At 55.8% G+C, this 20,159-nt stretch carries 21 protein-coding genes; 13 read left to right on the top strand and 8 right to left on the bottom strand.

The window, feature by feature from the left end; translation table 11 throughout:
- Positions 1–6 precede the first annotated feature (6 nt).
- From CPA50_RS01100 to hpxZ, 3 genes are read left to right on the top strand one after another with little or no spacing between them, the layout of a single operon-like run.
- Entirely contained in the window at positions 7–693 is a 687-nt protein-coding gene (locus CPA50_RS01100) for a cysteine hydrolase family protein (RefSeq protein ID WP_096780655.1), read from the top strand.
- A complete protein-coding gene (atzF, locus tag CPA50_RS01095) occupies positions 690–2,528 on the top strand; it encodes an allophanate hydrolase (protein ID WP_096780654.1) in 1,839 nt (612 codons plus the stop codon). Before CPA50_RS01100 ends, atzF begins: the two co-directional genes overlap by 4 nt.
- Positions 2,521–2,916, top strand: a complete 396-nt coding sequence (hpxZ, locus tag CPA50_RS01090; RefSeq protein WP_202971727.1) for an oxalurate catabolism protein HpxZ — start codon at positions 2,521–2,523, stop codon at positions 2,914–2,916. Before atzF ends, hpxZ begins: the two co-directional genes overlap by 8 nt.
- 57 nt (positions 2,917–2,973) lie before the next feature.
- On the opposite strand, the gene rutF is transcribed toward hpxZ, so the two are convergent.
- The 6 genes from rutF to rutA are packed head-to-tail and all read right to left on the bottom strand — an operon-like array spanning position 2,974 to position 7,198.
- Positions 2,974–3,504 carry an NADH-dependent FMN reductase RutF gene (gene rutF / locus CPA50_RS01085; protein ID WP_202971726.1) on the bottom strand — a complete coding sequence of 177 codons (531 nt, stop codon included), beginning with the start codon at positions 3,502–3,504 and terminating at the stop codon, positions 2,974–2,976.
- Positions 3,505–3,516: 12 nt separating this feature from the next.
- Positions 3,517–4,107 carry a malonic semialdehyde reductase gene (locus tag CPA50_RS01080; protein ID WP_096780653.1) on the bottom strand — a complete coding sequence of 197 codons (591 nt, stop codon included), beginning with the start codon at positions 4,105–4,107 and terminating at the stop codon, positions 3,517–3,519.
- The gene (gene rutD / locus CPA50_RS01075) at positions 4,104–4,940 is read right to left on the bottom strand and encodes a pyrimidine utilization protein D (protein ID WP_413772139.1); all 837 of its coding nucleotides are present in this window, start codon (positions 4,938–4,940) and stop codon (positions 4,104–4,106) included. Before rutD ends, CPA50_RS01080 begins: the two co-directional genes overlap by 4 nt.
- Positions 4,937–5,323 (bottom strand): pyrimidine utilization protein C, encoded by a 387-nt coding sequence (gene rutC / locus CPA50_RS01070; RefSeq protein WP_096780651.1) that lies wholly within the window; start codon positions 5,321–5,323, stop codon positions 4,937–4,939. Before rutC ends, rutD begins: the two co-directional genes overlap by 4 nt.
- Before the next feature lie 16 nt (positions 5,324–5,339).
- Positions 5,340–6,110, bottom strand: coding sequence for a pyrimidine utilization protein B (gene rutB / locus CPA50_RS01065; protein ID WP_096780650.1), 771 nt, complete (start codon positions 6,108–6,110; stop codon positions 5,340–5,342).
- Positions 6,107–7,198 (bottom strand): pyrimidine utilization protein A, encoded by a 1,092-nt coding sequence (rutA, locus tag CPA50_RS01060; protein ID WP_096782271.1) that lies wholly within the window; start codon positions 7,196–7,198, stop codon positions 6,107–6,109. Before rutA ends, rutB begins: the two co-directional genes overlap by 4 nt.
- Before the next feature lie 288 nt (positions 7,199–7,486).
- On the opposite strand from rutA, the gene rutR reads away from it, so the two are divergent.
- The 8 genes from rutR (at position 7,487) to CPA50_RS01020 (ending at position 15,292) form a co-directional block, all read left to right on the top strand.
- Complete coding sequence (rutR, locus tag CPA50_RS01055) at positions 7,487–8,188, top strand: HTH-type transcriptional regulator RutR (protein WP_227519437.1); 702 nt, start codon at positions 7,487–7,489, stop codon at positions 8,186–8,188.
- 244 nt (positions 8,189–8,432) lie between these two features.
- Positions 8,433–9,443: an isopenicillin N synthase family dioxygenase gene (locus CPA50_RS01050; RefSeq protein ID WP_096780649.1), complete on the top strand. Its 1,011-nt coding sequence runs from the start codon at positions 8,433–8,435 to the stop codon at positions 9,441–9,443.
- 1 nt (position 9,444) lies between these two features.
- Positions 9,445–9,831 carry a VOC family protein gene (locus CPA50_RS01045; RefSeq protein WP_096780648.1) on the top strand — a complete coding sequence of 129 codons (387 nt, stop codon included), beginning with the start codon at positions 9,445–9,447 and terminating at the stop codon, positions 9,829–9,831.
- A 32-nt stretch (positions 9,832–9,863) separates the two neighbouring features.
- Complete coding sequence (locus CPA50_RS01040; protein WP_096780647.1) at positions 9,864–10,952, top strand: BMP family ABC transporter substrate-binding protein; 1,089 nt, start codon at positions 9,864–9,866, stop codon at positions 10,950–10,952.
- Positions 10,949–12,469, top strand: a complete 1,521-nt coding sequence (locus tag CPA50_RS01035; protein WP_096780646.1) for an ABC transporter ATP-binding protein — start codon at positions 10,949–10,951, stop codon at positions 12,467–12,469. Before CPA50_RS01040 ends, CPA50_RS01035 begins: the two co-directional genes overlap by 4 nt.
- The gene (locus CPA50_RS01030) at positions 12,462–13,553 is read left to right on the top strand and encodes an ABC transporter permease (RefSeq protein ID WP_096780645.1); all 1,092 of its coding nucleotides are present in this window, start codon (positions 12,462–12,464) and stop codon (positions 13,551–13,553) included. The genes CPA50_RS01035 and CPA50_RS01030 overlap by 8 nt, the downstream gene beginning before the upstream one ends.
- A 2-nt stretch (positions 13,554–13,555) precedes the next feature.
- Positions 13,556–14,482 (top strand): ABC transporter permease, encoded by a 927-nt coding sequence (locus CPA50_RS01025; protein WP_096780644.1) that lies wholly within the window; start codon positions 13,556–13,558, stop codon positions 14,480–14,482.
- Positions 14,483–14,512: 30 nt separating this feature from the next.
- Positions 14,513–15,292, top strand: coding sequence for an SDR family NAD(P)-dependent oxidoreductase (locus tag CPA50_RS01020; RefSeq protein ID WP_096780643.1), 780 nt, complete (start codon positions 14,513–14,515; stop codon positions 15,290–15,292).
- Between the two features lie 54 nt (positions 15,293–15,346).
- Here the strand turns inward: CPA50_RS01020 and CPA50_RS01015 are convergent, their stop codons facing one another.
- A complete protein-coding gene (locus CPA50_RS01015; protein ID WP_096780642.1) occupies positions 15,347–16,297 on the bottom strand; it encodes an isopenicillin N synthase family dioxygenase in 951 nt (316 codons plus the stop codon).
- 27 nt (positions 16,298–16,324) lie between these two features.
- Entirely contained in the window at positions 16,325–17,671 is a 1,347-nt protein-coding gene (locus tag CPA50_RS01010) for an amidohydrolase family protein (protein ID WP_096780641.1), read from the bottom strand.
- 363 nt (positions 17,672–18,034) lie between these two features.
- Here CPA50_RS01010 and CPA50_RS01005 point away from each other — a divergent pair, with 363 nt between their 5' ends.
- Together CPA50_RS01005 and CPA50_RS19860 are read left to right on the top strand one after the other, a co-directional pair.
- Positions 18,035–19,237: an amidohydrolase/deacetylase family metallohydrolase gene (locus CPA50_RS01005; protein ID WP_096780640.1), complete on the top strand. Its 1,203-nt coding sequence runs from the start codon at positions 18,035–18,037 to the stop codon at positions 19,235–19,237.
- Positions 19,234–20,124 (top strand): rubredoxin, encoded by an 891-nt coding sequence (locus CPA50_RS19860; RefSeq protein WP_413772138.1) that lies wholly within the window; start codon positions 19,234–19,236, stop codon positions 20,122–20,124. The genes CPA50_RS01005 and CPA50_RS19860 overlap by 4 nt, the downstream gene beginning before the upstream one ends.
- Positions 20,125–20,159 lie beyond the last annotated feature (35 nt).

Genomic DNA, 20,159 nt, shown 5'->3' with positions numbered 1-20,159 from the left:
TCAGCCATGACCACAACACTGAATTCCCGCCCTTATGCCTGGCCCTGGGACAACAACCTGGGCAAGACCAACACCGCCCTGGTCATTATCGATATGCAGACAGATTTCTGCGGCAAGGGCGGCTATGTCGACACCATGGGCTATGACCTCTCCCTTACCCGGGCTCCTATCAATCCCATCCGCCAACTCCTGGCCCGCTTTCGTGCCCTGGCCATGCCAGTGATCCATACCCGTGAGGGGCATCGCCCCGACCTCAGCGACCTGCCGGCCAACAAGCGCTGGCGTTCCCGGCAGATCGGCGCAGGAATTGGTGACCCTGGCCCATGCGGGCGCATTCTGGTTCGGGGCGAACCCGGCTGGGAAATCATTCCGGAACTGGCTCCCCTTGCAGGCGAACCGATCATCGACAAACCCGGCAAAGGCTCTTTTTATGCCACCGATCTGGACCTGATCCTCAAGACCCGGGGTATCCAGAACCTGGTACTGACCGGCATCACCACCGATGTCTGCGTTCACACTACCATGCGCGATGCCAATGACAGGGGCTTCGAGTGTGTGCTGGTAGAAGACTGCTGCGGCGCGACAGATCCGGCGAATCACGACCATGCTATCAAGATGATCCAGATGCAGGGCGGCGTCTTCGGTGCCGTTACTGATTCCGAAAGCTTGCTCCAACGACTGGAGGCGTTATGAACCAACGATTTACACCACCTGTAAGGCTCGACATTGATCATCTCCAACACCTGTACCGCTCCGGAGACATGACTCCCAGAGCACTGCTGGCGAAGCTCGACGACTATCAGGAGGCTTTCCGCGACCGCAATATCTGGATTCACTACCTGACACCGGAAGAGCGTGAACCCTTTCTGCAATTCCTTGATGGCAAAGCACCGGAATCATTACCACTGTATGGCGTACCTTTTGCCATCAAGGACAATATCCACCTGAAGGGGATCCCGACTACCGTGGCAAACCGGCATGTGAACATTCTTCCGGAGGACAGCGCGTTCGTAGTCAGACAGTTATTGGCCGCAGGGGCCATCCCCGTGGGCAAGACCAACCTGGATCAGTTCGCTACCGGGCTCAACGGCACCCGCTCTGACTTCGGACCCTGTGGTAATGCCTTTGATGGAGACTGGGTCTCCGGCGGGTCGTCAGCAGGTTCTTCAGTGGCCGTGGCACTGGGCATGGTGAGCTTTGCTCTGGGTACCGATACCGCAGGCTCTGGCCGGGTACCGGCAGCACTCAACCATATCGCCGGTCTCAAGCCCACCCTGGGACGGCTGAGCGTTGAAGGGGTTGTGCCTGCTTGCCAGACCCTTGATTGCGTATCGATCTTCGCTCGCACCATGGTTCAGGCCAATCAGGTTCTGACTCTGGCGGACACACATAACCCGGACGACCCCTGGCAAAAAAATCGCCAACCACCCAGCCGCCTGATCGGCGAATCCTTTACGTTCGGTATACCCCCTGCGGATCAACTTGGACTGGTGGAATACCAGGAAGCAAAAGGGCTTTTCGAAGCCGCTGTCGAACATCTCGAAGCCCTTGGCGGGAAAGCTGTGGAAATCGACTTTCGCCCTTTCTCCGAGGCCGCAGAGTTACTCTATGATGGCCCCTGGGTTACAGAGCGACAACTGGCTATCAGCGAACTCGTAGACAATCCTGCGATGATCAACCCTGTGGTCCGCGATATCGTGGCCAATGGCGACAAGCTTTCCGCCAGCGACGCATTTCGTGCCCAGTACCGGCTCGCGACACTGAAACAAGAGGCCGACCGTATCCTGGCAGGGGTGGACACAATCATTACACCCACCTGCCCCGGCCCCTGCACCATAGCCGACATGATCGCCGACCCCATAGCACTCAATGCCCGCCTCGGCGCATTTACCAACTTCATGAATCTGCTGGACTACGCGGCAGTGTCCGTTCCTGCTGGATCCCTGGCTAACAACATGCCGTGGGGTGTCACCCTGTTTGGCCCAGCCTGGAGCGATACCGTACTAAGCAGTCTGGCCAACGAGCTCCACCAACGGGTTACAGAAACAGTTGGTGCAACCACTGACCCGCTGCCAAAGGAGAGCCTGTCCGGAATCCCGAACACACTGGATGTTGCAGTCTGCGGCGCCCACCTGGAAGGGTACCCTTTGAACAGCCAGTTAACCGAACGCGACGCAGTTCTGGTCAGACAAACCCGCACAGCCCCCCGCTACCGCTTCTATGCACTGGCAGGAGGCCCACCGTATCGACCTGGACTGGTGAGATCTGAGGACACAGGTTTCTCCATTGAGGTAGAAGTATGGCGGGTACCGGAAGACAGGTTTGGCACGTTTGTAGCCGGTATCCCTCACCCTCTGGGCATCGGCCAGCTGGAGCTTGAAGATGGTTCCTGGTGTACCGGCTTTATCTGCGAACCCTGCGGCATAGAAGGCGCCACAGATATCAGTGCTACAGGAGGCTGGCGCCAGTACATGGCCAAGCCTTCCTCCGCATCTACCCCAGCATCCCCGGAGATCCATAATGACTGACCTGATCGTCAATGCACCCGACGCAGTTGCCAGCGTCACCTATGCCTTCGAGACCTATGAAAAGGCCCTGCTCGATAACAAACTGGAGGTACTTGACGGCTATTTCTGGAGTTCTGAATTCACGGTCCGCTTTGGCGTTGCCGAAAATCTCTACGGCGCCGACGCTATCGAAGCTTATAGGCGGCAATGCCAGCCAGTAGGGCCGGGCCGGACCCTTCATGGCACGGTGGTAACTACCTTTGGTGACACCTTCGCCACCGTCAGCACTCAGTTCCGGGATGGCGAAACAGACAATCTGGGCCGCCAGATGCAGACCTGGGTCCGATTCGCTGAAGGCTGGAAGGTGGTGGCCGCTCACGTCAGTGTGATGCAGACACCCCCTGCATAACTATTTACTCAGATGAACAACAATGCAGCCGGGCTCTGGCCTGGCTGTATCTGCTACTTATCGACTGGATTTCAGTTGGTGATAACCACGATCGAAATAAACCAGACTGCCAACCTCTTCCTGCTGTCTGACACTGGCAACTTCACAAAACAGGATATCGTGGGTTCCTACGCTTACCCGTTTACTGATCGTACAATCAAAACTGATAAGGGCACCTTCCAGCACAGGTGCACCCGTAACCGCCGTAGTCCAGTCTGCAGCCGCAAATCTCTGCTCCATCTCAGACTTCCCTCCAAATATGCCTGACAAGTCAGACTGACTATTTGCAAGAGTATTAACGCACAGGTTCTGACTGTCGCTGAATGCATCGTAAACCGAGGCACCCCGATTCAGGCAGACCAGTAACGTGGGGGGCTCATCGCAGACACTGCAGACTGCCGTTGCGGTAAACCCCGCGCGACCACCTGGCCCGTCCGTAGTCACAATATTCACGGCTGCAGCCAGTGTCGACATGGCGTCCCGGAATGTCTGCTTGTCCACCTGGGGTGGCATGGCCATAACCTCACGAAGTTGCTGCTGTGGTTTCATGGTTTTCTCCTTTCAGGACAGGCGACAGGCGTCATCGAATTCAAGCCGCATTAATCTGTCGTAGAGTTTCTCCGGGTCGCCATAGCCCAGATTGATCAGAAGATTCACTTTCCAGCTGGTACCGGCGAAAAAAGCCTCATTCACTTTCCCGGGATCGAAACCAGACATTGGGCCAGTGTCCAGGCCCAGAGAGCGTGCCGCCAGAATCAGATAAGCCGCCTGCATGGAGCTGTTCCGGAAGGCCGTTTCATGTGCCATTTCCGGGCTGCTGGTAAACCAGCTGCGGGCATCACCGTGGGGAAACAGCTCTGGCAGGCGTTCATAGAATTCTTCGTCATATGCCACTATGACCGTTACCGGCGCCGTCATTGTCTTTTCCCGATTGCCACTGGACAGACACGGCTCCAGCTTCTTCTTGCCATCGTCACTACAAATAAACTCAAACCGGGCCGGGCTGCAGTTGGCCGACGTAGGCCCCATTTTTACCAGCTCGTAGAGCTGACGCAGGGTCTCATCGGTTACCGGCTGGCTCTGCCAGCCATTATGGGTGCGGGCCTCGGAAAACAGTTGGTCGAGAGCTCTGGTTTCCAGTTGTTGGCTCATGAAGCCTCCTGAGTCGTTATGGTTGCCGTGGGCAGGCGGTATTTCCGGAGATGGTTGAGCATCAGCGCATTAAACCGTTCCGGCTCAGTGACATTGATCGCATGTCCGCCCGCCGGTAAAAGCTGTACGCTGGAGCACGGCAATCCTGCGGCCAGTTTCTGGGAACAATTCCAGGGCACAAGGGCGTCATCCCTGGTGGCCAGAACGAGGGAGCCTGCCTGCACCTCCGCCAGCTCCTCAGGAGCTATTTTCCAGGCTTGCAGGGCCCGCAGGCGATGTAACAGATTCTCCGGCGGCGGAAAGCCTGCAAGCTGGTGAGCAGTTTCCTGCTCAAGCCAGTCGCTGTTCTCCGCAATCCACACCGGGGGGTAGAGAAACAGAGGCTGGGCCTCCAGATACGCCTCTGGCCCCTCACTTATCAACAGTTTGCGACGAACAGAGAAACAACGGCTGGAATAGGCATTAGGCTCTGCCCAGGCATTTATCAGCAGCAGGCTTCCTACCCGTTCCGGTGAGAGCCGCGCCAGCTCAAGGCCTATCAGCCCGCCAAGTGCATGGCCTACAAAGTGCACCGGGCCGGCGGTAGTTTCTGCGAGGAGCACATCGAGCTCTGCCGCCATATCTGCAACAGTATAGAGTTCCGGCACCTCACCCGGGCTGCGACCAGTGCCAAACTGGTCATAAACCAGAACCCGGTAGCGCTCAGCGAGTGCCGGTATCTGGGAAGCCCAGTATTTACCTGAACCTCCCAGACCGGCACTCAACACGACCGTTTCACCGTCTTCCGGGCCACAGGTCTCCCAGTAGAGTGCACCGGCTGTACCGTTCATCATTTTCCTACGTGCGCAATACTGGCGATTTCCACCAGAGCATCCGGCTTGACCAGACCGCACTTGATACAATAACGGGCAGGTTTTTCACCCGGAAAGTATTCGGCATAGACCTTGTTGACTGCGTCATAGTTGTCCCAGTCCGTCACCATAATCATGTTGAAAGTAACGTCATCCATGGTGCCATTCGCCGCTTCAACAACGCCTTTGATAGCCTCCAGCACGTGCCGGGTCTGGGCTTCAGCATCACCCACATGAACTACGTTATTGTCCTTGTCGAACGGCAGGGTTCCGGAAACATAAAGTACATCGTTAGCCATGGAGCCAGGTACATAGGGTGCCAGCGGCTTGCCGGTACCTTCTGGAATAATGGATGTTTTAGGCATGATAAATCTCCGTTGTTTATACAGGGCTGGTTTGAGACTGGGTGGATGTTGCTGTTTCGCTTGAAGAGCCAAACGTATTGCAGAAATCGTCGGTACTGGATACCCAGCCAAAGAAGGTTTCAATGTTGTACAGAGCCGCCTGCTGAATGAACTCAGGCCCGGCCTGGTAGGTGGCATCGGCAAGAACCACTCCGAAGTACTCCAGAAAGAAGCCATCACGCAGGGTGGATTCAACACAAACGTTGGTAGCAATACCGGTAAACACCAGATTGCGGATACCACGACTGCGCAGGATGCTGTCAAAGGCAGTATTGAAAAAGCCACTGTAACGGGGCTTTGGTATAACTATATCGCCCGCCTGCGGCTGCAGTTCGTCTACCAGATCGTAGTCCCATGTACCCTTGGCAAGGAGACTGCCATTAAGCTCTGGTTCCTTGCGCATAGCCTTCAGGGCATTGGACTTGTACCAGTTCGGAGAGCCCGGGCCGCCCGCCTCAACGTACTGCGGGTCCCAGCCATTCTGGAAGAAGATCACAGGTATACCGGCTGCTCTTGCCGCGCAAATGGCCCGTTTGATTTGCTGGATAACCGGGCCAGTCGCAGACACATCAAAACCGGCTTTATCCAGATAGCCGCCAATGGTGGAGTAAGCATTCTGCATATCAACGACAATCAGTGCTGTTTCACTGGCACGCATGTGCAGCGGCTCTGGCCTACCCGGCAGCTCAAGTACTGCTTCGCCACCGGTACAAAGGGCGTAACCTGACTTTTCGGTTGCGATATTCATACGGCCTCCTCCACCTGACCCGTTACGTGGACACGACTCGTCATCAGTGGCTGGATGTATTTACCAAAGTCTTCAATGCCCTGAACAAAGTCATCAAAGGTGAGCATGACACCGCTGACACCATCCACGGTGGACACTTCATCCAGCATCCGGGCAACGTTCTCATAGGAACCAACCAGTGTGCCCATGTTGATATTTACTGCAGAAGTAGGGTCTGCCATCTGGCGAATGTTGGTATCAGATTTCGACGTCTTGTCTGCCGCGCCCTGAGTACCCAGCCAGGCCACAGCTTCCTCATCGACACCTTCCTTGTAGAATTCCCAACGCGCACGCGCGGCCTCATCGGTTTTGTCAGCAATAATCATAAACAGGGCAACAGAGCTGACATCACGGCCGGATGTTTCGATAGCCTCTACCAGGCGTTCCACTGTCGGTGCAAAGGCAGTCGGGGTATTCACGCCCTTGCCAAAACAGAAGTTGTAGTCGGCATATTTGGCCGTAAACGCCATGCCAGCCTCGCTCTGGCCGGCGCAGATAACCTTCATATCTGCCTTGGGAAGGGGGCTTACCCGGCAGTCGTCCATCTGGAAATGCTCACCCTTGAAATCACTGCGGCCAGTGGCCCAGAGATCCCTCAATACCTGTGCATACTCACCCAGATATTCGTAACGGGAACCAAAGAACTCATCCCCTGGCCACAGGCCCATCTGGGAGTATTCAGGTTTCTGCCACCCGGTTACCAGATTAACCCCGAAACGGCCATCCGAAATGGAATCGATGGTGGAGGCCATACGGGCAACAATTGCCGGAGGCATGGTAAGTGTGGCTGCAGTAGCGAACAGTTGGATCTTGCTGGTGACCGCTGCCAGGCCGGCCATCAGGGTAAAAGACTCCAGGTTATGCTCCCAGAACTCCGTTTCTCCCCCAAAACCGCGCAATTTGATCATCGACAGTGCAAAGTCAAAGCCATAGCTTTCAGCTTTCTGGGTGATCTCTTTGTTCAACTCAAAGGTCGGCATGTACTGCGGCGAGTTCTTTGAAATCAACCATCCATTGTTGCCGATAGGAATGAAGACCCCGATATTCATCTGTTCGCTCATCTGTTTCACCTCACGGTTCCGGTTTTATGGTGACGCTAGAAACACCACTCTTGAGTCAAGCTTCAGCACAATACCGGCCATAAGTTGTTTTATTCTTTATTTTCAGTGAAGTAGGAAATAAACAAGAGAAGGTTCAGACCATATGGTCTGCTTTAGAGCACTTGGTTTGTGCACCACGTTCGTTTTTGGGGCAAGGTCAATGAAACGATCAAAGGACCTATTCATTGCAGATTCCGGTGCTAGAATGAGCCCCGGATTCAAACAGCGGAGAGTCATGTGAGTGCCAGCATTAAAGGCAAGGAACCAGCCCGACAGCCTTCACGCAAGCAACAGCGGGTGCCGTCTGCTGCATCACTTAACAGAAGACTTCGCAACAGTGAAAGAAAACGCGCGGTTATACTTGAAGCCGCACTGGCAACCTTCTCAAAGTACGGACTGCACGGAGCAAGCATCGAACAGATAGCCTCGCTGGCAGATGTATCGAAAACCAACCTTTTCTATTATTTCAACAATAAAGAAGAGCTTTATGTCAGCGTACTACGAAGCCTTCTGGACCTGTGGCTCAAGCCGCTCAGATCCTTTACGGAAGACCGGGACCCGATAGAAGCCATACGGGACTATCTCAGGGTCAAGCTGGAATTCTCCCGTGACCACCCGGCGGAATCCCGCCTTTTCTGCATGGAAGTCATGCAGGGAGCCCCACTGATGCTGACAGAACTGCAACAGCCACTTCACGACCTGGTGGAGAACAAAATTGCAGTTATTCAGACGTGGATTGACCAGGGCAAACTGACCGCCGTAGAACCCTATCACCTGATTTTCTCGCTTTGGGCAACAACCCAGCACTACGCAGACTTTCGCGTTCAGGTCGAAGCCGTCGCCGGGAAGACTCTGGACGACCCCGGCTTCTTTAAAGAAACGCTGATCAGTCTCGAAACGATCATCCTGAATGGTGTAACCCCTCGAAAAACCACCTGATCTGTATCAGGGAAACCTCCCGCCCCCATTTTGTGCCTATCTTTGAGCCTAACTCAGAACCATGCACTCTAATCCAGACCATTTGATCCGCATAAAACCTCGCTAAAAACCTAAGACGCTGTTTTTTATGTAATTTAATAAACTGGCACACTTGCTGCTGAGTCTTTCAGCAAGCGAGAATCCGTTTTTCTGGCCAACGCCAGGCCCTTCTCGCCACAACAGTACTGAAAGGAGGGTGTGTACCATGCAGTTACAACACGTACCAACGATTGACCTTGCCCCGTATTTCGAGGGTACCCCTGAAGGCAAAGAGCAGGTGGCAAAAGAAATCGACAGGGCCTGTAAGGATATCGGCTTCCTGGTAATTACCAACCATGGCATCCCCAGGGATCTGGTGGAGCGCGTTTACTCTCTGAGCCAGAAATTTTTCCAGCTGCCCATGGCTGAAAAACGCAAAGTAGACCGCCCCAGCCCCGATATGGTGCGCGGTTATAGCGCAGTAGCAGAAGAAAGCCTGTCCTACTCTATGGAAGAAGCAGCTCCCGGGGACCTGAAGGAGTCATTTTCTATAGGGCCTACCGATGTGCCCGAAGATGATTACCATCGAGGAGCCGCTGCAGGCCCCCACTTTGCCCCGAACGTCTGGCCCGAAACCATCGAAGGCTTCAAGGCAGCCTACGCCGAGTATTTCGACGCCATGAGCAGCCTGGCCCGTTCGCTGATGCGCATTTTTGCTCTCTCCCTGAAGCTTGATGAGCATTTCTTCGACGACAAGATCGACAAAGAAATCAGCATGCTCAGGACCCTCAGTTACCCCAACATGGGCTCCAATATAGAGGAAGGCCAGATGCGTGCTGGCGCCCACACCGACTATGGCAGCCTGACTATTGTCAAACCGGATAACTCTCCAGGCGGCCTCCAGGTATGTAACCGGAACGGGGACTGGGTGAGTGTGCCTTACGCAGAGGACAGCTTCGCGGTCAATATCGGCGATCTCATGATGCGCTGGACCAACGACCAGTGGATTTCTACCCTGCACCGTGTCGTCAACCCGCCGCTGGATGCAAGTACGGCTCACCCACGCCAGTCCATCGTTTTTTTCCATCAGCCCAACTACGACGCCATGATCGAATGCCTGCCAAGCTGCCTGGACGAAAATGGCAAGGCAACCTACCCCCCGGTCAGTTCCGGCGATCACCTCAAATCCAAGTTCGTTAAACAGACCACTTTTGGTGGTACCCAGGAGGTTGCCTGAAATGAGCACGCTTTCTTATGTAAACATCTTTGCCGACGACATTGAGGGCCTGAGCGTTTTTTACCGGGACCTGTTCGGATTCAAGGAAATTCCTGAAATCCGCTCGCCCATTTTCCGTGGGCTGGACACAGGTCGCTCCTGCATCGGCTTTAACGCGACAGACGCCTATGAGCTTCTGAAACTGGACGAGTATTCGGACACTAAAGGCTGCAAGTTTCTTCTCAACATAGATGTCGACAGCCAGGAAGAAGTTGACGAGTTCGTGCCCAAGGCTCTGGCCGCAGGTGCCACCATCATCAAGGAACCCTACAAAACCTACTACAACTGGTATCAGGCAGTGCTCCTGGACCCTGAAGGTAACGTTTTTCGAATCAACTACATGATGTAACTGCGCCTTACCAACCCAAAGGAAATAACTCGATGAAAAAGCTAATACTCAGTGCCGGTTTTGCACTGGCCAGCTTCTTTGGCCTTATGAACATTGCTAATGCCGAGGGTCTGACTCTCGACGAGCCGCCAAAGATCGCCATGCTGTATATTTCCCCAACCAATGACGGCGGCTGGACCCAGGCCTTCGATGAAGCGCGCCAGCGCCTGGAAAAGGAGCTGGATATCAAAATCCAGTACGTGGAAAGCGTTCCTGAATCCGCCTCTGCTATCCGGCCAGCCGTCGAACGCTTTATCAAGCGTGGCGCCAACATCATTATCGGTACAGCATTCGGTTACTCCGATACGTTCAAATCTCTGTCCGAAGACTATCCGGACGTAGCCTTCCTGAACGGTTCCGGCACCACCAACGGTCCCAACCTGCTGTCGTTCTATGGTCGTACTTACGAAAGCCAGTACCTTTGTGGCATGGCAGCCGGCGCAGCATCTGAATCCGGCAAGCTCGGTTTCGTCGCCGCTAACCCGTTCGGCGTGGTGAACTGGACGATCAACGCCTACGCCATGGGTGCCCGGGAAATGAACCCGGACGCGACCGTCACCGTCGTCTATACCGGCGCCTGGAACGACCCCACCAAAGAACGCTCAGCAACCAAGGCCCTGATCGATCAGGGTGCTGATGTCATCGGCCAGCACGTAGACACTCCGACACCGCAACTGGTTGCCCAGGAAAATGGCGTCTACGGCACAGGGCACCATCGTGATTTCCGTGAGTTTGCTCCGGAAGCCACCATTTGTTCATCAGTGTGGGTCTGGGATCGCTTCCTGAAAACCGAGCTGGAAAAAATCATCGCCGGAAACTGGGTACCTGCACCACACGGCGCGCTTCTTTCCATGGAAGAAGGTGGTACTGACATCGCCTGCTGTGGACCGAACATTGATGACGAAGAAGAAGCCAGGATCATGGCTGCCCGCGAGAAACTGATGAATGGCGAACTGCAAGTCTATGCCGGCCCGCTGACTGACCAGAACGGCACGGTTCGCGCCGCCGCAGGCGAAGTCGTATCTGATGGCGATCTATGGCAGATGGACTGGTTTGTTGATGGGGTTATTACACAGCAATGAATAAACAGAACGCGATCCAGCTGAGCGGTGTCAGCAAGACCTTTGATGGTTTCAAGGCCTTGTCTGACGCTGACTTTACCGCCAAGTGGGGAGAGGTGCATGCCCTGCTGGGGGAAAACGGCGCCGGAAAGTCATCCCTGATGAACATTGTGGCCGGCTTGTATGGCCCCGAAGGCGGATCGCTGTTCATTGATGATAACCCGGTAAAACTCAAAGGCCCCAAAGAAGCAGCGAAGCTGGGCATTGGCATGGTCCACCAGCACTTCAAACTGGTCATGCCTTTTACTGTTGCTGAAAATATTCTCCTGAACCTGGGGCATATCCAGACTTCGGGGCTTTACCGGGAACGCCTGCGCCGGGTGTCTGATGACATCCGTGCCATGGCCAGGCGCATTGGATTTGAGATCAATCCCGATACTCGTGTTGACCAGCTATCCATAGCTGAACAGCAGCGGGTAGAGATTCTTAAAGTACTGCTGGCCGGAGCCAAGGTGTTGATCCTGGACGAACCGACAGCGGTACTCACCGAAGAAGAAGCCGAGCGGCTGCTGACCACAGTGCAGGGCTTTGCCCGGGAGGGCGCAGCCGTCATTCTGGTGACGCACAAGATGAACGATGTCCTGCGCTACGCAGACCAGGTCACCATCATGCGGGCAGGCCAGACAGTCAAAAGCCTCAAACCGGATTCTGTGTCTGTAGATGAGTTGATCAGACTCACCGTGGGTGAATCCGCCCCCGACCAGTCAGCCCCAACTGAGAAACGCGCGCCTGGGGCACCCTACCTGCAGGTAAAAGGCCTTACCAGCACGGGCGCGCTACGCGCACTCAACAGTCTGGACCTCACCCTGAACCAGGGCGAGATCTATGGGCTTGCGGGGGTCGGTGGTAATGGCCAGAGTGAACTGGCCAACGCCCTGATGGGTATTCCCGAACCGGTAGAAGGACAAATGGAAATAGTCGGCGAAGGCGACCTTGCGGATTTCGACGCAGCCAGAAGGCGCGATATTGGCATTGCCTCCATACCAGCTGACCGCTATGGCGCTGCGCTGGCCGGCCCTCTTTCTATAGCCGACAACTTTGCTCTTGGTGATATTCACTCCGGCCGTTATGGCCCCTTCTGGTACCTGAAAACCCGGGCGATTGAAGCGGATGCTGCAGAAGCGGTACGGCAGTTTGATGTCCAGGGCGTCCGGTCCCTGAAACAGAAAGCCGCCCTGCTTTCCGGGGGGAATGCCCAGAAGCTGGTCATAGCCCGGGAATTCAACCACCCACCCAGACTGGTGCTTGCCCATAGCCCGAGTCGCGGCCTGGATGTAAAGGCCACAGAAGCTGTCCGCGACAGGTTGCGGGCAGCGCGGGATGACGGCGCAGCGGTGCTCCTGATCAGTGAGGACCTGGATGAAGTCATGGCCATGGCAGACCGGATTGGCGTCATGTCCGCCGGCCGCATCGTGGCCGAATTTTCACAGCCGGCTGACCGCCAGGCCATCGGGCAAGCAATGGTGAACCATGTCTGACTTTGCATTAAGGCGCCCCCTGCTGAACCGCAGATACACTCTGGAAGTCCGCCAACAGATGGCGTGGCCCTGGCAGGCTCTGATCCTCGGGGCATCAATGATTCTGGGACTATTGTTGTCCGGCATCATACTGGTATTGGCGGGCGTACCTGCCGGAGAGCTACTGAACGAATTTGTCATTCTCACACTGTTTGATGCCCAAAGCCTGAAGTCTGTGCTGTTTCAGGCATCACCACTGATTATGGTCGGCCTGGCTGGCTGCCTGGCATTCCGGGCCAGATTCTGGAATCTGGGGCTCGAAGGCCAGATGATATTCGGGGCTATAGGCGCAACAGCCGTCACTATTTGGGACATCGGCAGCCCGGGCATGCGCTTGCCCCTGATGATGGCCGTAGCCATGGTGTGTGGGCTGCTCTGGGCAGTTGCACCTGTGTTGCTGAAACTCAAACTGCAGGTTAACGAGATTGTCTCCACATTGATGCTGAACTACATCGCAATCAATGTCCTGCTGCACCTGATGTATGGTCCCTGGAAGGACCCAAAGGACGCCTTTCCCTATTCGCCCAAGTACGACAGCTTTGAGCTCCTGCCAGAACTTGGCAACGGCCTCAGCCTTTCGATCCCTATCGCCATTGTGATTGCACTGATCGTACTCTGGTTCGTCAATATCTCCCGCGCCGGCCTGTATCTTCGCTTTGTGGACAAAAGCCCAAAAGTAGCAGGGGCTGTCGGGGTTCCTGTGGCAAAAACCATTTTGATTGCGGTTCTCTTCTCCGGTGCTCTTGCCGGGCTGGCTGGCCTGATGGTAGCCGCAGGACAGGAAGGCCGCCTTACACACTCATTCTATGCAGGTTATGGTTTTTCCGGGATTCTCATCGCGTTTCTCGCACGTAACAACCCCATCGCGGCCACCTGTGCTGCTCTGCTGATTGCCACTCTGTTCGTATCGGGCCGCAGTCTGCAGGTGTTCTACCAGATTCCATTTGCCATGGTGCAGCTTATCCAGGCCGTGCTGGTGATCTGCGTTGCATCTTCGGACTTCTTTATCCGTCATCGTATCCGTCGCGTTCAGGGGGGAGACTGACCATGGACCTGATTACCAGCTGGATGGGTAACATTCCTGAATTCGCTGTTCCTTTTGCACTGGCCGCCCTCGGGCTGATCATCACCGAGAAATCCGGCGTGCTGGCACTCGGTGCTGAAGGGCTGATGCTGGTTGGCGCCGTTATCGGTGTCGGCGCCGCCCTTACCTTTGACAATACGGCTGTCGCTTTAGCGATAGCCATGATTGCGGCCAGCGTGGTCTCTCTTCTATTTGCCCTGATGGTGCTGGTTATGCGCATCAACCAGGTCATTTCCGGGCTGGTTCTGGTGTTTTTCTGCCAGGGGCTGACCACATTGACAGGCACACTGATGGGCTGGACCAATCAGCCGGTTTCCGGGCTGGGAGCCATAGCACTCTGGCCGCTATCCGAGCTGCCATATGTGGGACGCTTCTTCATACAGAATGTTGTGGTGTACCTCGTCCCGGTGATCTTCGTGGTCGCTGTCTGGGCCCTGAACAGAACAACCCCCGGCCTGCGGCTGCGGGCAGTTGGCGAGAACCCACAGGCTGCAGATGCCGCCGGCATATCAGTGCTGGGTTATCGTTTGGCGGCGATCATGATTGGCGCCGCCCTGATCGGTCTTGCTGGCGCTTTCATCGCTGTACTCAGCAACAAACTCTGGATATCCAATATGACCGCCGGCCGGGGCTGGATAGCTGTCGCTCTGGTTATTTTCGCCCGCTGGTCCCCGTGGAAAGCACTCGCCGGAGCCCTCCTGTTTGGCTGTATTGAAGCACTGATACCCCAGCTGGCGGCATCGGGCATCAAACTACCCCAGTACTTCGTATTCATGGCGCCCTATGCCATTACTCTTGGCGTAATGATCTGGGTGGCCGCGTCGAAGCGGGATATCAGCAGTCAACCGGGAGCTCTGGGAGCCCCCTTTATCCGGGAAGAACGTACCTGACCCACTCCCCAACCAACCCAGGAGAGAACATTGAACAAAACCCTATTTGTGACCGGTGCCACGTCCGGCTTCGGGGCGGCCATCGCACGCAGGTTCGCGCGGGACGGCTGGAACCTGGTCATCTGCGGGCGGCGCACGGAGCGCCTGTATATTCTGGCCGATGAGCTGGGTGAAATAACTCAGGTTCACCCGTTAAAACTGGATGTGCAGGATGCCAGTGCGGTGCGACAGGGCATTGAATCCCTGCCCGCCAGCTTTCGTAACATCCATACACTGGTCAACAATGCAGGGCTGGCTCTGGCACCTGCAGCCATGCAGGATGTGGAGCTGGCTGATCTGCACACCATGATCAATACCAACATCACCGGCGTGGTCAATGTTACCCATGCACTGCTTCCCACATTAATCCGGACCGGTGCTGGAGCCAACATCATCAACATAGGTTCAACCGCCGGTGAATGGCCTTACCCGGGCAGCCACGTGTACGGCGCCAGCAAAGCCTTCATCAAGCAGTTTTCATACAACCTCAGGTGTGATCTGCCAGGTACAGGCGTGCGAGTAACAGACCTGTCTCCAGGCATTGCCGAAACGGAATTTTCACTCGTGCGGAACAGTGGCGATCAGGCCGCTTCCGATTCGGTCTACAAAGGAACTGTGCCCCTGTCTGCCAGCGATGTGGCTGACCAGGTCGCCCACATTGCCAATCTGCCCGATCACATCAATATCAACCGGGTGGAAATGGTACCTGTTCGTCAGTCATGGGGCCCCTACGCCATTCATCGTGACCCCGACAAAGCATTACGAAACTGAGCAAAGCAAAAACCAACATACGCCAGCCGGGCCTGTGAGCCCGGCCTTCACCCTTCAGGTTTCGGCCTGACGGTGATCGTAGGTGGCGTTGAGTCGCGCAGCCAGATATTCAGCGCATGTCACCGGCTCATATTTCGGCACCTGGTCCGGCATAACATCCCTTGGGTCTATCACTGACGCAGGATTCACTTCGAGAAAGAAAGCAATCGCGTAACGTTCCCTGGCCGGCGGCCTGACCCTGTGGGGAGTGGAGACATATACATCGTTGCTCCAGCGCATCAGGCAGTCACCGATATTGCAGACAAAGGCTCCAGGCACATGAGGCGCCTGAATCCATTCCCCTTTTCGATTGAGAACCTCCAGTCCTGCCACCTCATCCGTTGCGAGGATGGTGATATTGCCATAGTCCGAGTGGGTACCTGCGCCCCCATCTTCGCGATCCGTGCTTCCGGCAGTCGGCGGATAACGGAGCATTCGCAAAGTCGCAATGGGCAGGGTCAGATGCTGCGCAAAAAAATCTTCGCTCAACCCAAGATCGAGGCTGAAGCCACGATGAATTGTCCTTCCCAGTTCCAGGCAGTGATCAAAATAGTTCAGGGCCTGCTCCCTCCAGCCCTCGATTGGTGGCCAGAAATTGACACCCCGAAAGGGTTTGCCAGCCAGAACATCAGGGTGACCTTCAGGGAAGTCTGTCCCGATATTGAACGCCTCCTTCATGTCTGCACCCGATTCCGGGTTCAGCTTCTCGTCGGCCATGGCCACATAGCCACGATTATGAGGTGAACGCCTGATCGACATGGCTGCCTTGTCGTCCGCTGGTAATGCGAAGACTTGCCTGGCGAGATCAAAGGCACCTTTGCAGACTGCCAGGGGAATATCGTGATCGGTCACGTAGAAAAAACCGACGTCACGGCATGCATGGCCCAGTTCCGCCGCAGTGGCCAGGCGCTCTTGAAGGTTGCTGCTGCGCAAGCCCTTCAGGGAAATAACAGGTAATGAAGACATAGTGTTGTTCCAGAGTCGCAGATATCATCAAATCATGGTGGTTAGGGTATGCGAAAACTTCTGCCCGGCTTCATGCAGGGCCAGGCCCTGGCGCTGGGCCGCGACAATGACTGAGGACTGGCAAACCTGAGTAGCTTCGCCGTTTTCAATCAGGCGAACGCCATCCACCCAGACTCCGGCCACATTCGTGCTACCTGCAGAAAACACCAGATTCCACAACAGACTGCCGCCAGCTTCATTCACGCTGACCGGCGTCATGTTAGCCGTCATAAGGTCCAGCAATAGTAAATCAGCCTTTTTGCCCACCTCCAGAGAACCTATCTCCTGGTCCAGCCCCAGTGCTCTTGCTCCGTTTATGGTAGCCATGCGCAGGATCTGGTCGGCGGGCATGGTGGTGGCGTCGAGTCGGGTAGCCTTCTGAATGAGGGAGGCGAACTTCATTTCCTCAAACATGTTCAGGCTGTTATTGCAGACAGGACCATCGGTGCCGAGTCCCACCGTTACGCCGGCCGCAAGCATTTCCGGCACTCGCGCCACACCGCTGGCCAGTTTTGCGTTACTTACCGGGCAATGGGCAATGCTGGTACCAGTGCCCGCTACCCGGGCGATTTCGTCATCGTTCAGCCAGACACAATGGGCCAACAGAGTCCGTTCACCCAGAATTCCGTAGTGATCCAGCATCGCCAGTGACCGGCGACCCAGCTCGGCGGTGACCGCCTGTTCTTCCTCTTTCTGCTCGCTGCAATGGGTATGAATGCCCACGCCATATTCCCGACTCAGCTGAGCCGCCTCGCGATAGGCGTCTTCGGTACAGTAAAACAGATGTTCCAGCCCCATCCATACACGGATGCGACCGTTCCGGGATTCATGATGGCTATGGATCAGCCGGCGGTTTTCTTCCCGGGTAGAGAAAAAATCCTTACCAGGCTTGTCTGCCACATAAGGCGCCAGCTGAACCCTCAGGCCCAGCTCGGCAGCCGCATCAGCGCAGCGATCCATGAAACGGAACATGTCCATAACACAGGTAGTGCCGGACTGCAGAGCTTCCAGATAGCACAGGCGGGCGGAATGGTAGGCGAACTCTTCTGTCATCGCCCGGTGTTCCAGTTGGTACCATGGCAGCCACTCCATCAGCGGCATGTTTTCCGTGACACCCCGCATCAGGCTGGAATGGGAGTGGCAGTCGATCAGCCCCGGCAATAGGGCGTGCCCCCGGGCATCAATCACCTCACAGCCTTCCGGGATGTTTACCTCTCTGTCATCGCCTATCTGGGTAATGATGCCGTCCTGCACCACCAGGGTGCCAGCCGGAATCACCCGATCGCGAGGATCAACAGTGAATATCGCGGCATGGCAGATTGCAAAACTGGACATACTGACTCCTGATACTTTCTGACCAATTGATCAGTTTTTAAAAGCAATCGCTATGCCACGCCTCAGACCTTGCCCGTCGTCAGTGAGCACCCTGAATCTGGCTTCCAGATGCACCGCAAGCGCTCATTTCGCTTCAACTTGCACCATAAACAAACAGCTTTATTGACCATCTGATCATTAATTACCTGATGTTCCGGCCATTAACGACGCCTCCGGAATCGCTGGCATATATCCTGCTTGGCCTTTCTCAGGGAATTTCCGGGCCGAGAGAACCTCCTGGATCAGACTCCTGAGTCAAGATGACATTCCTCTGTCATAACGCCTCTCCGGCGTACGGTTCTCGAGAGATTCTGGAGGAATGCTATGCCTTCCGCGCAAAACGATGTGCAGGTATTGAAAGGCGGCCGGGTTATCGACCCCGCTAACGGGTTCGACGGCATTGCCGACGTCGTCACCAAGGGTGACACCATTATTGCCGTTGGACCGGATGCCGGCCTGCAATACGCAGACGCCCGGGTTCTGGACATGACCAACAAGGTTGTGACTCCCGGCCTGATCGATCTACATACCCACTGCTACACCGGGCTGGGCGACTTCTGTCTGCCAACGGATCTCATGGGGGTCGATTCAGGGGTGCCAATCATGGTCGACGCAGGGACCACCAGCAGCACCATTTTCGGGCTCGCCCGCAAGGGCATCATTGACCACCCTGACACCAAAACCAAAATATTCGCTCTTCTCGACCCTTCGCAGATCTACCTGGCCAACAAAACATTCGTCTGCCACTACCTGCGCATTGCAGATGATGAGCGCAATATCGATGTTGAATCTGCAAAAAAAGTGGTGGATGACAACCGCGATGTCATCGTCGGCTTCAAGGTGCGGGCAACCATTACCGATGACCCGGACCGGTCGCCATTTCTGGAAGCTGCCCACCAGATTGCTCCGGACCTGCCCGTCATGATCCACCTAGGCGCCTTCCCGCACACACCGGTACTGGACACGGAAAAGCTGCTTTACAAGCTTCGTAAGGGCGACATGATCACCCACGCCTGCCGCGGCGGCGGTGGCCAGCTCGACCAGAACGGCGAGCCGACCAAAGCCTACAAGGATGCCTACGAGCGGGGCGTGCTCATGGACATCGGTCATTCCGCCGGGGACTTCCACTTCCGCACAGCACGGAGGCTGATCGAACGGGGTTATCCCCCGACCACTATCTCTACCGACCTGAACGTGTTCAACGTGGACGGGCCGGTGTATTCGCTGTCCACCACCATGTCCAAAATCTGGGCTCTCGACGTACCACTGGATCAGGTCATCGCCATGACCACCATTAACCCGGCCCGCGCCATCAACAAGCAGGACACCTATGGCTCGCTGAGTATCGGGCGGCCGGCTGAAGTCAGCGTGCTGGATATCGAGGAAGGTCCTTGCACTCTGTCCGACGGCAATGAGGAAATCGTTGCCCAGCGTCGACTGCGAGCGGTGGGATGCCTGCGTAACGGCAAGTGGTATGACGCTATTCACGACCAGAAGCAGACCGCAGAACTGAAGGAGGCTGTATGAGTAGCGCTACCGCCATGCAGAAACCCGCTGTCGACCCGAAAGTTTTCTATGATGATCTGGTAAGAACCCTTGAACAGCGCCGGGACGCTCTCTCCGAGCCGGAAAAGAGTTTTGGCGGCTACCAGCCACTGGATCGGGCTGAACTGCTTGAATGGCTTAAATTCCAGTGCTGGTATGAACAGGAAGCCGCTGGATTTATTGGTTCGTGGCTCCGGGACACCCCGGAACCAGAGGTGTTTATTGGACTGTGCCAGCAAGTCGCCGACGAAGGCAAACACTACAAGCTGATCCTGTCCCACCTGCAGTCTCTGGGGACATCCATGGAGGGCTGGTCACCGGAACCCGAATGGGTTGAGTGGGTCAGCGAATTTTACGCCAGCGGCGACGATACCCTGGAACGGGTAGCGGCCCATAATATCACCGGAGAACTGGGCGCCATGGACGCCTTCGAGGGACTGCTGCCGCGAATCCCCGAAAGCACCCGCGCGATGCTTCAGAAGATCATTCCTGATGAGAAGTTCCATGTTTCTCTGGGGCGTATGACCGTACACCGCTACGCCACCACCCAGGACCGGCAGGCGCGCGTTGAAGCGAGGGTCTTGCGGGCATTTGAGCTGGAACAGAAGGGCCGGCTGGCATTCGAACGCCGCCTTGGTGCAATCCGCGAACAAGCAGCCAACGATTCCACCGGACAACCGCCTGCCCAGGCCAGTGAAGGCGCAGCTCCCCAATGGGTGTGTCAGGTGTGCGGCTGGATCTATGATGAGACGGTAGGTGACCCGGACTCAGGCATTCCGCCAGGAACGCCATTTGATGACATCCCGGATGATTGGGTGTGCCCGGAGTGTCTGGTTACCAAGGATGACTTCGTCCTGCTTTCGGTCTGAGAAAGCCCGTTACTGAAAGGAATAAACCGGGAGGG

Source organism: Marinobacter sp. ANT_B65 (genome assembly GCF_002407605.1).
Taxonomy (GTDB): Bacteria; Pseudomonadota; Gammaproteobacteria; order Pseudomonadales; family Oleiphilaceae; genus Marinobacter.
This window is presented reverse-complemented; position numbering and strand designations above follow the sequence as displayed.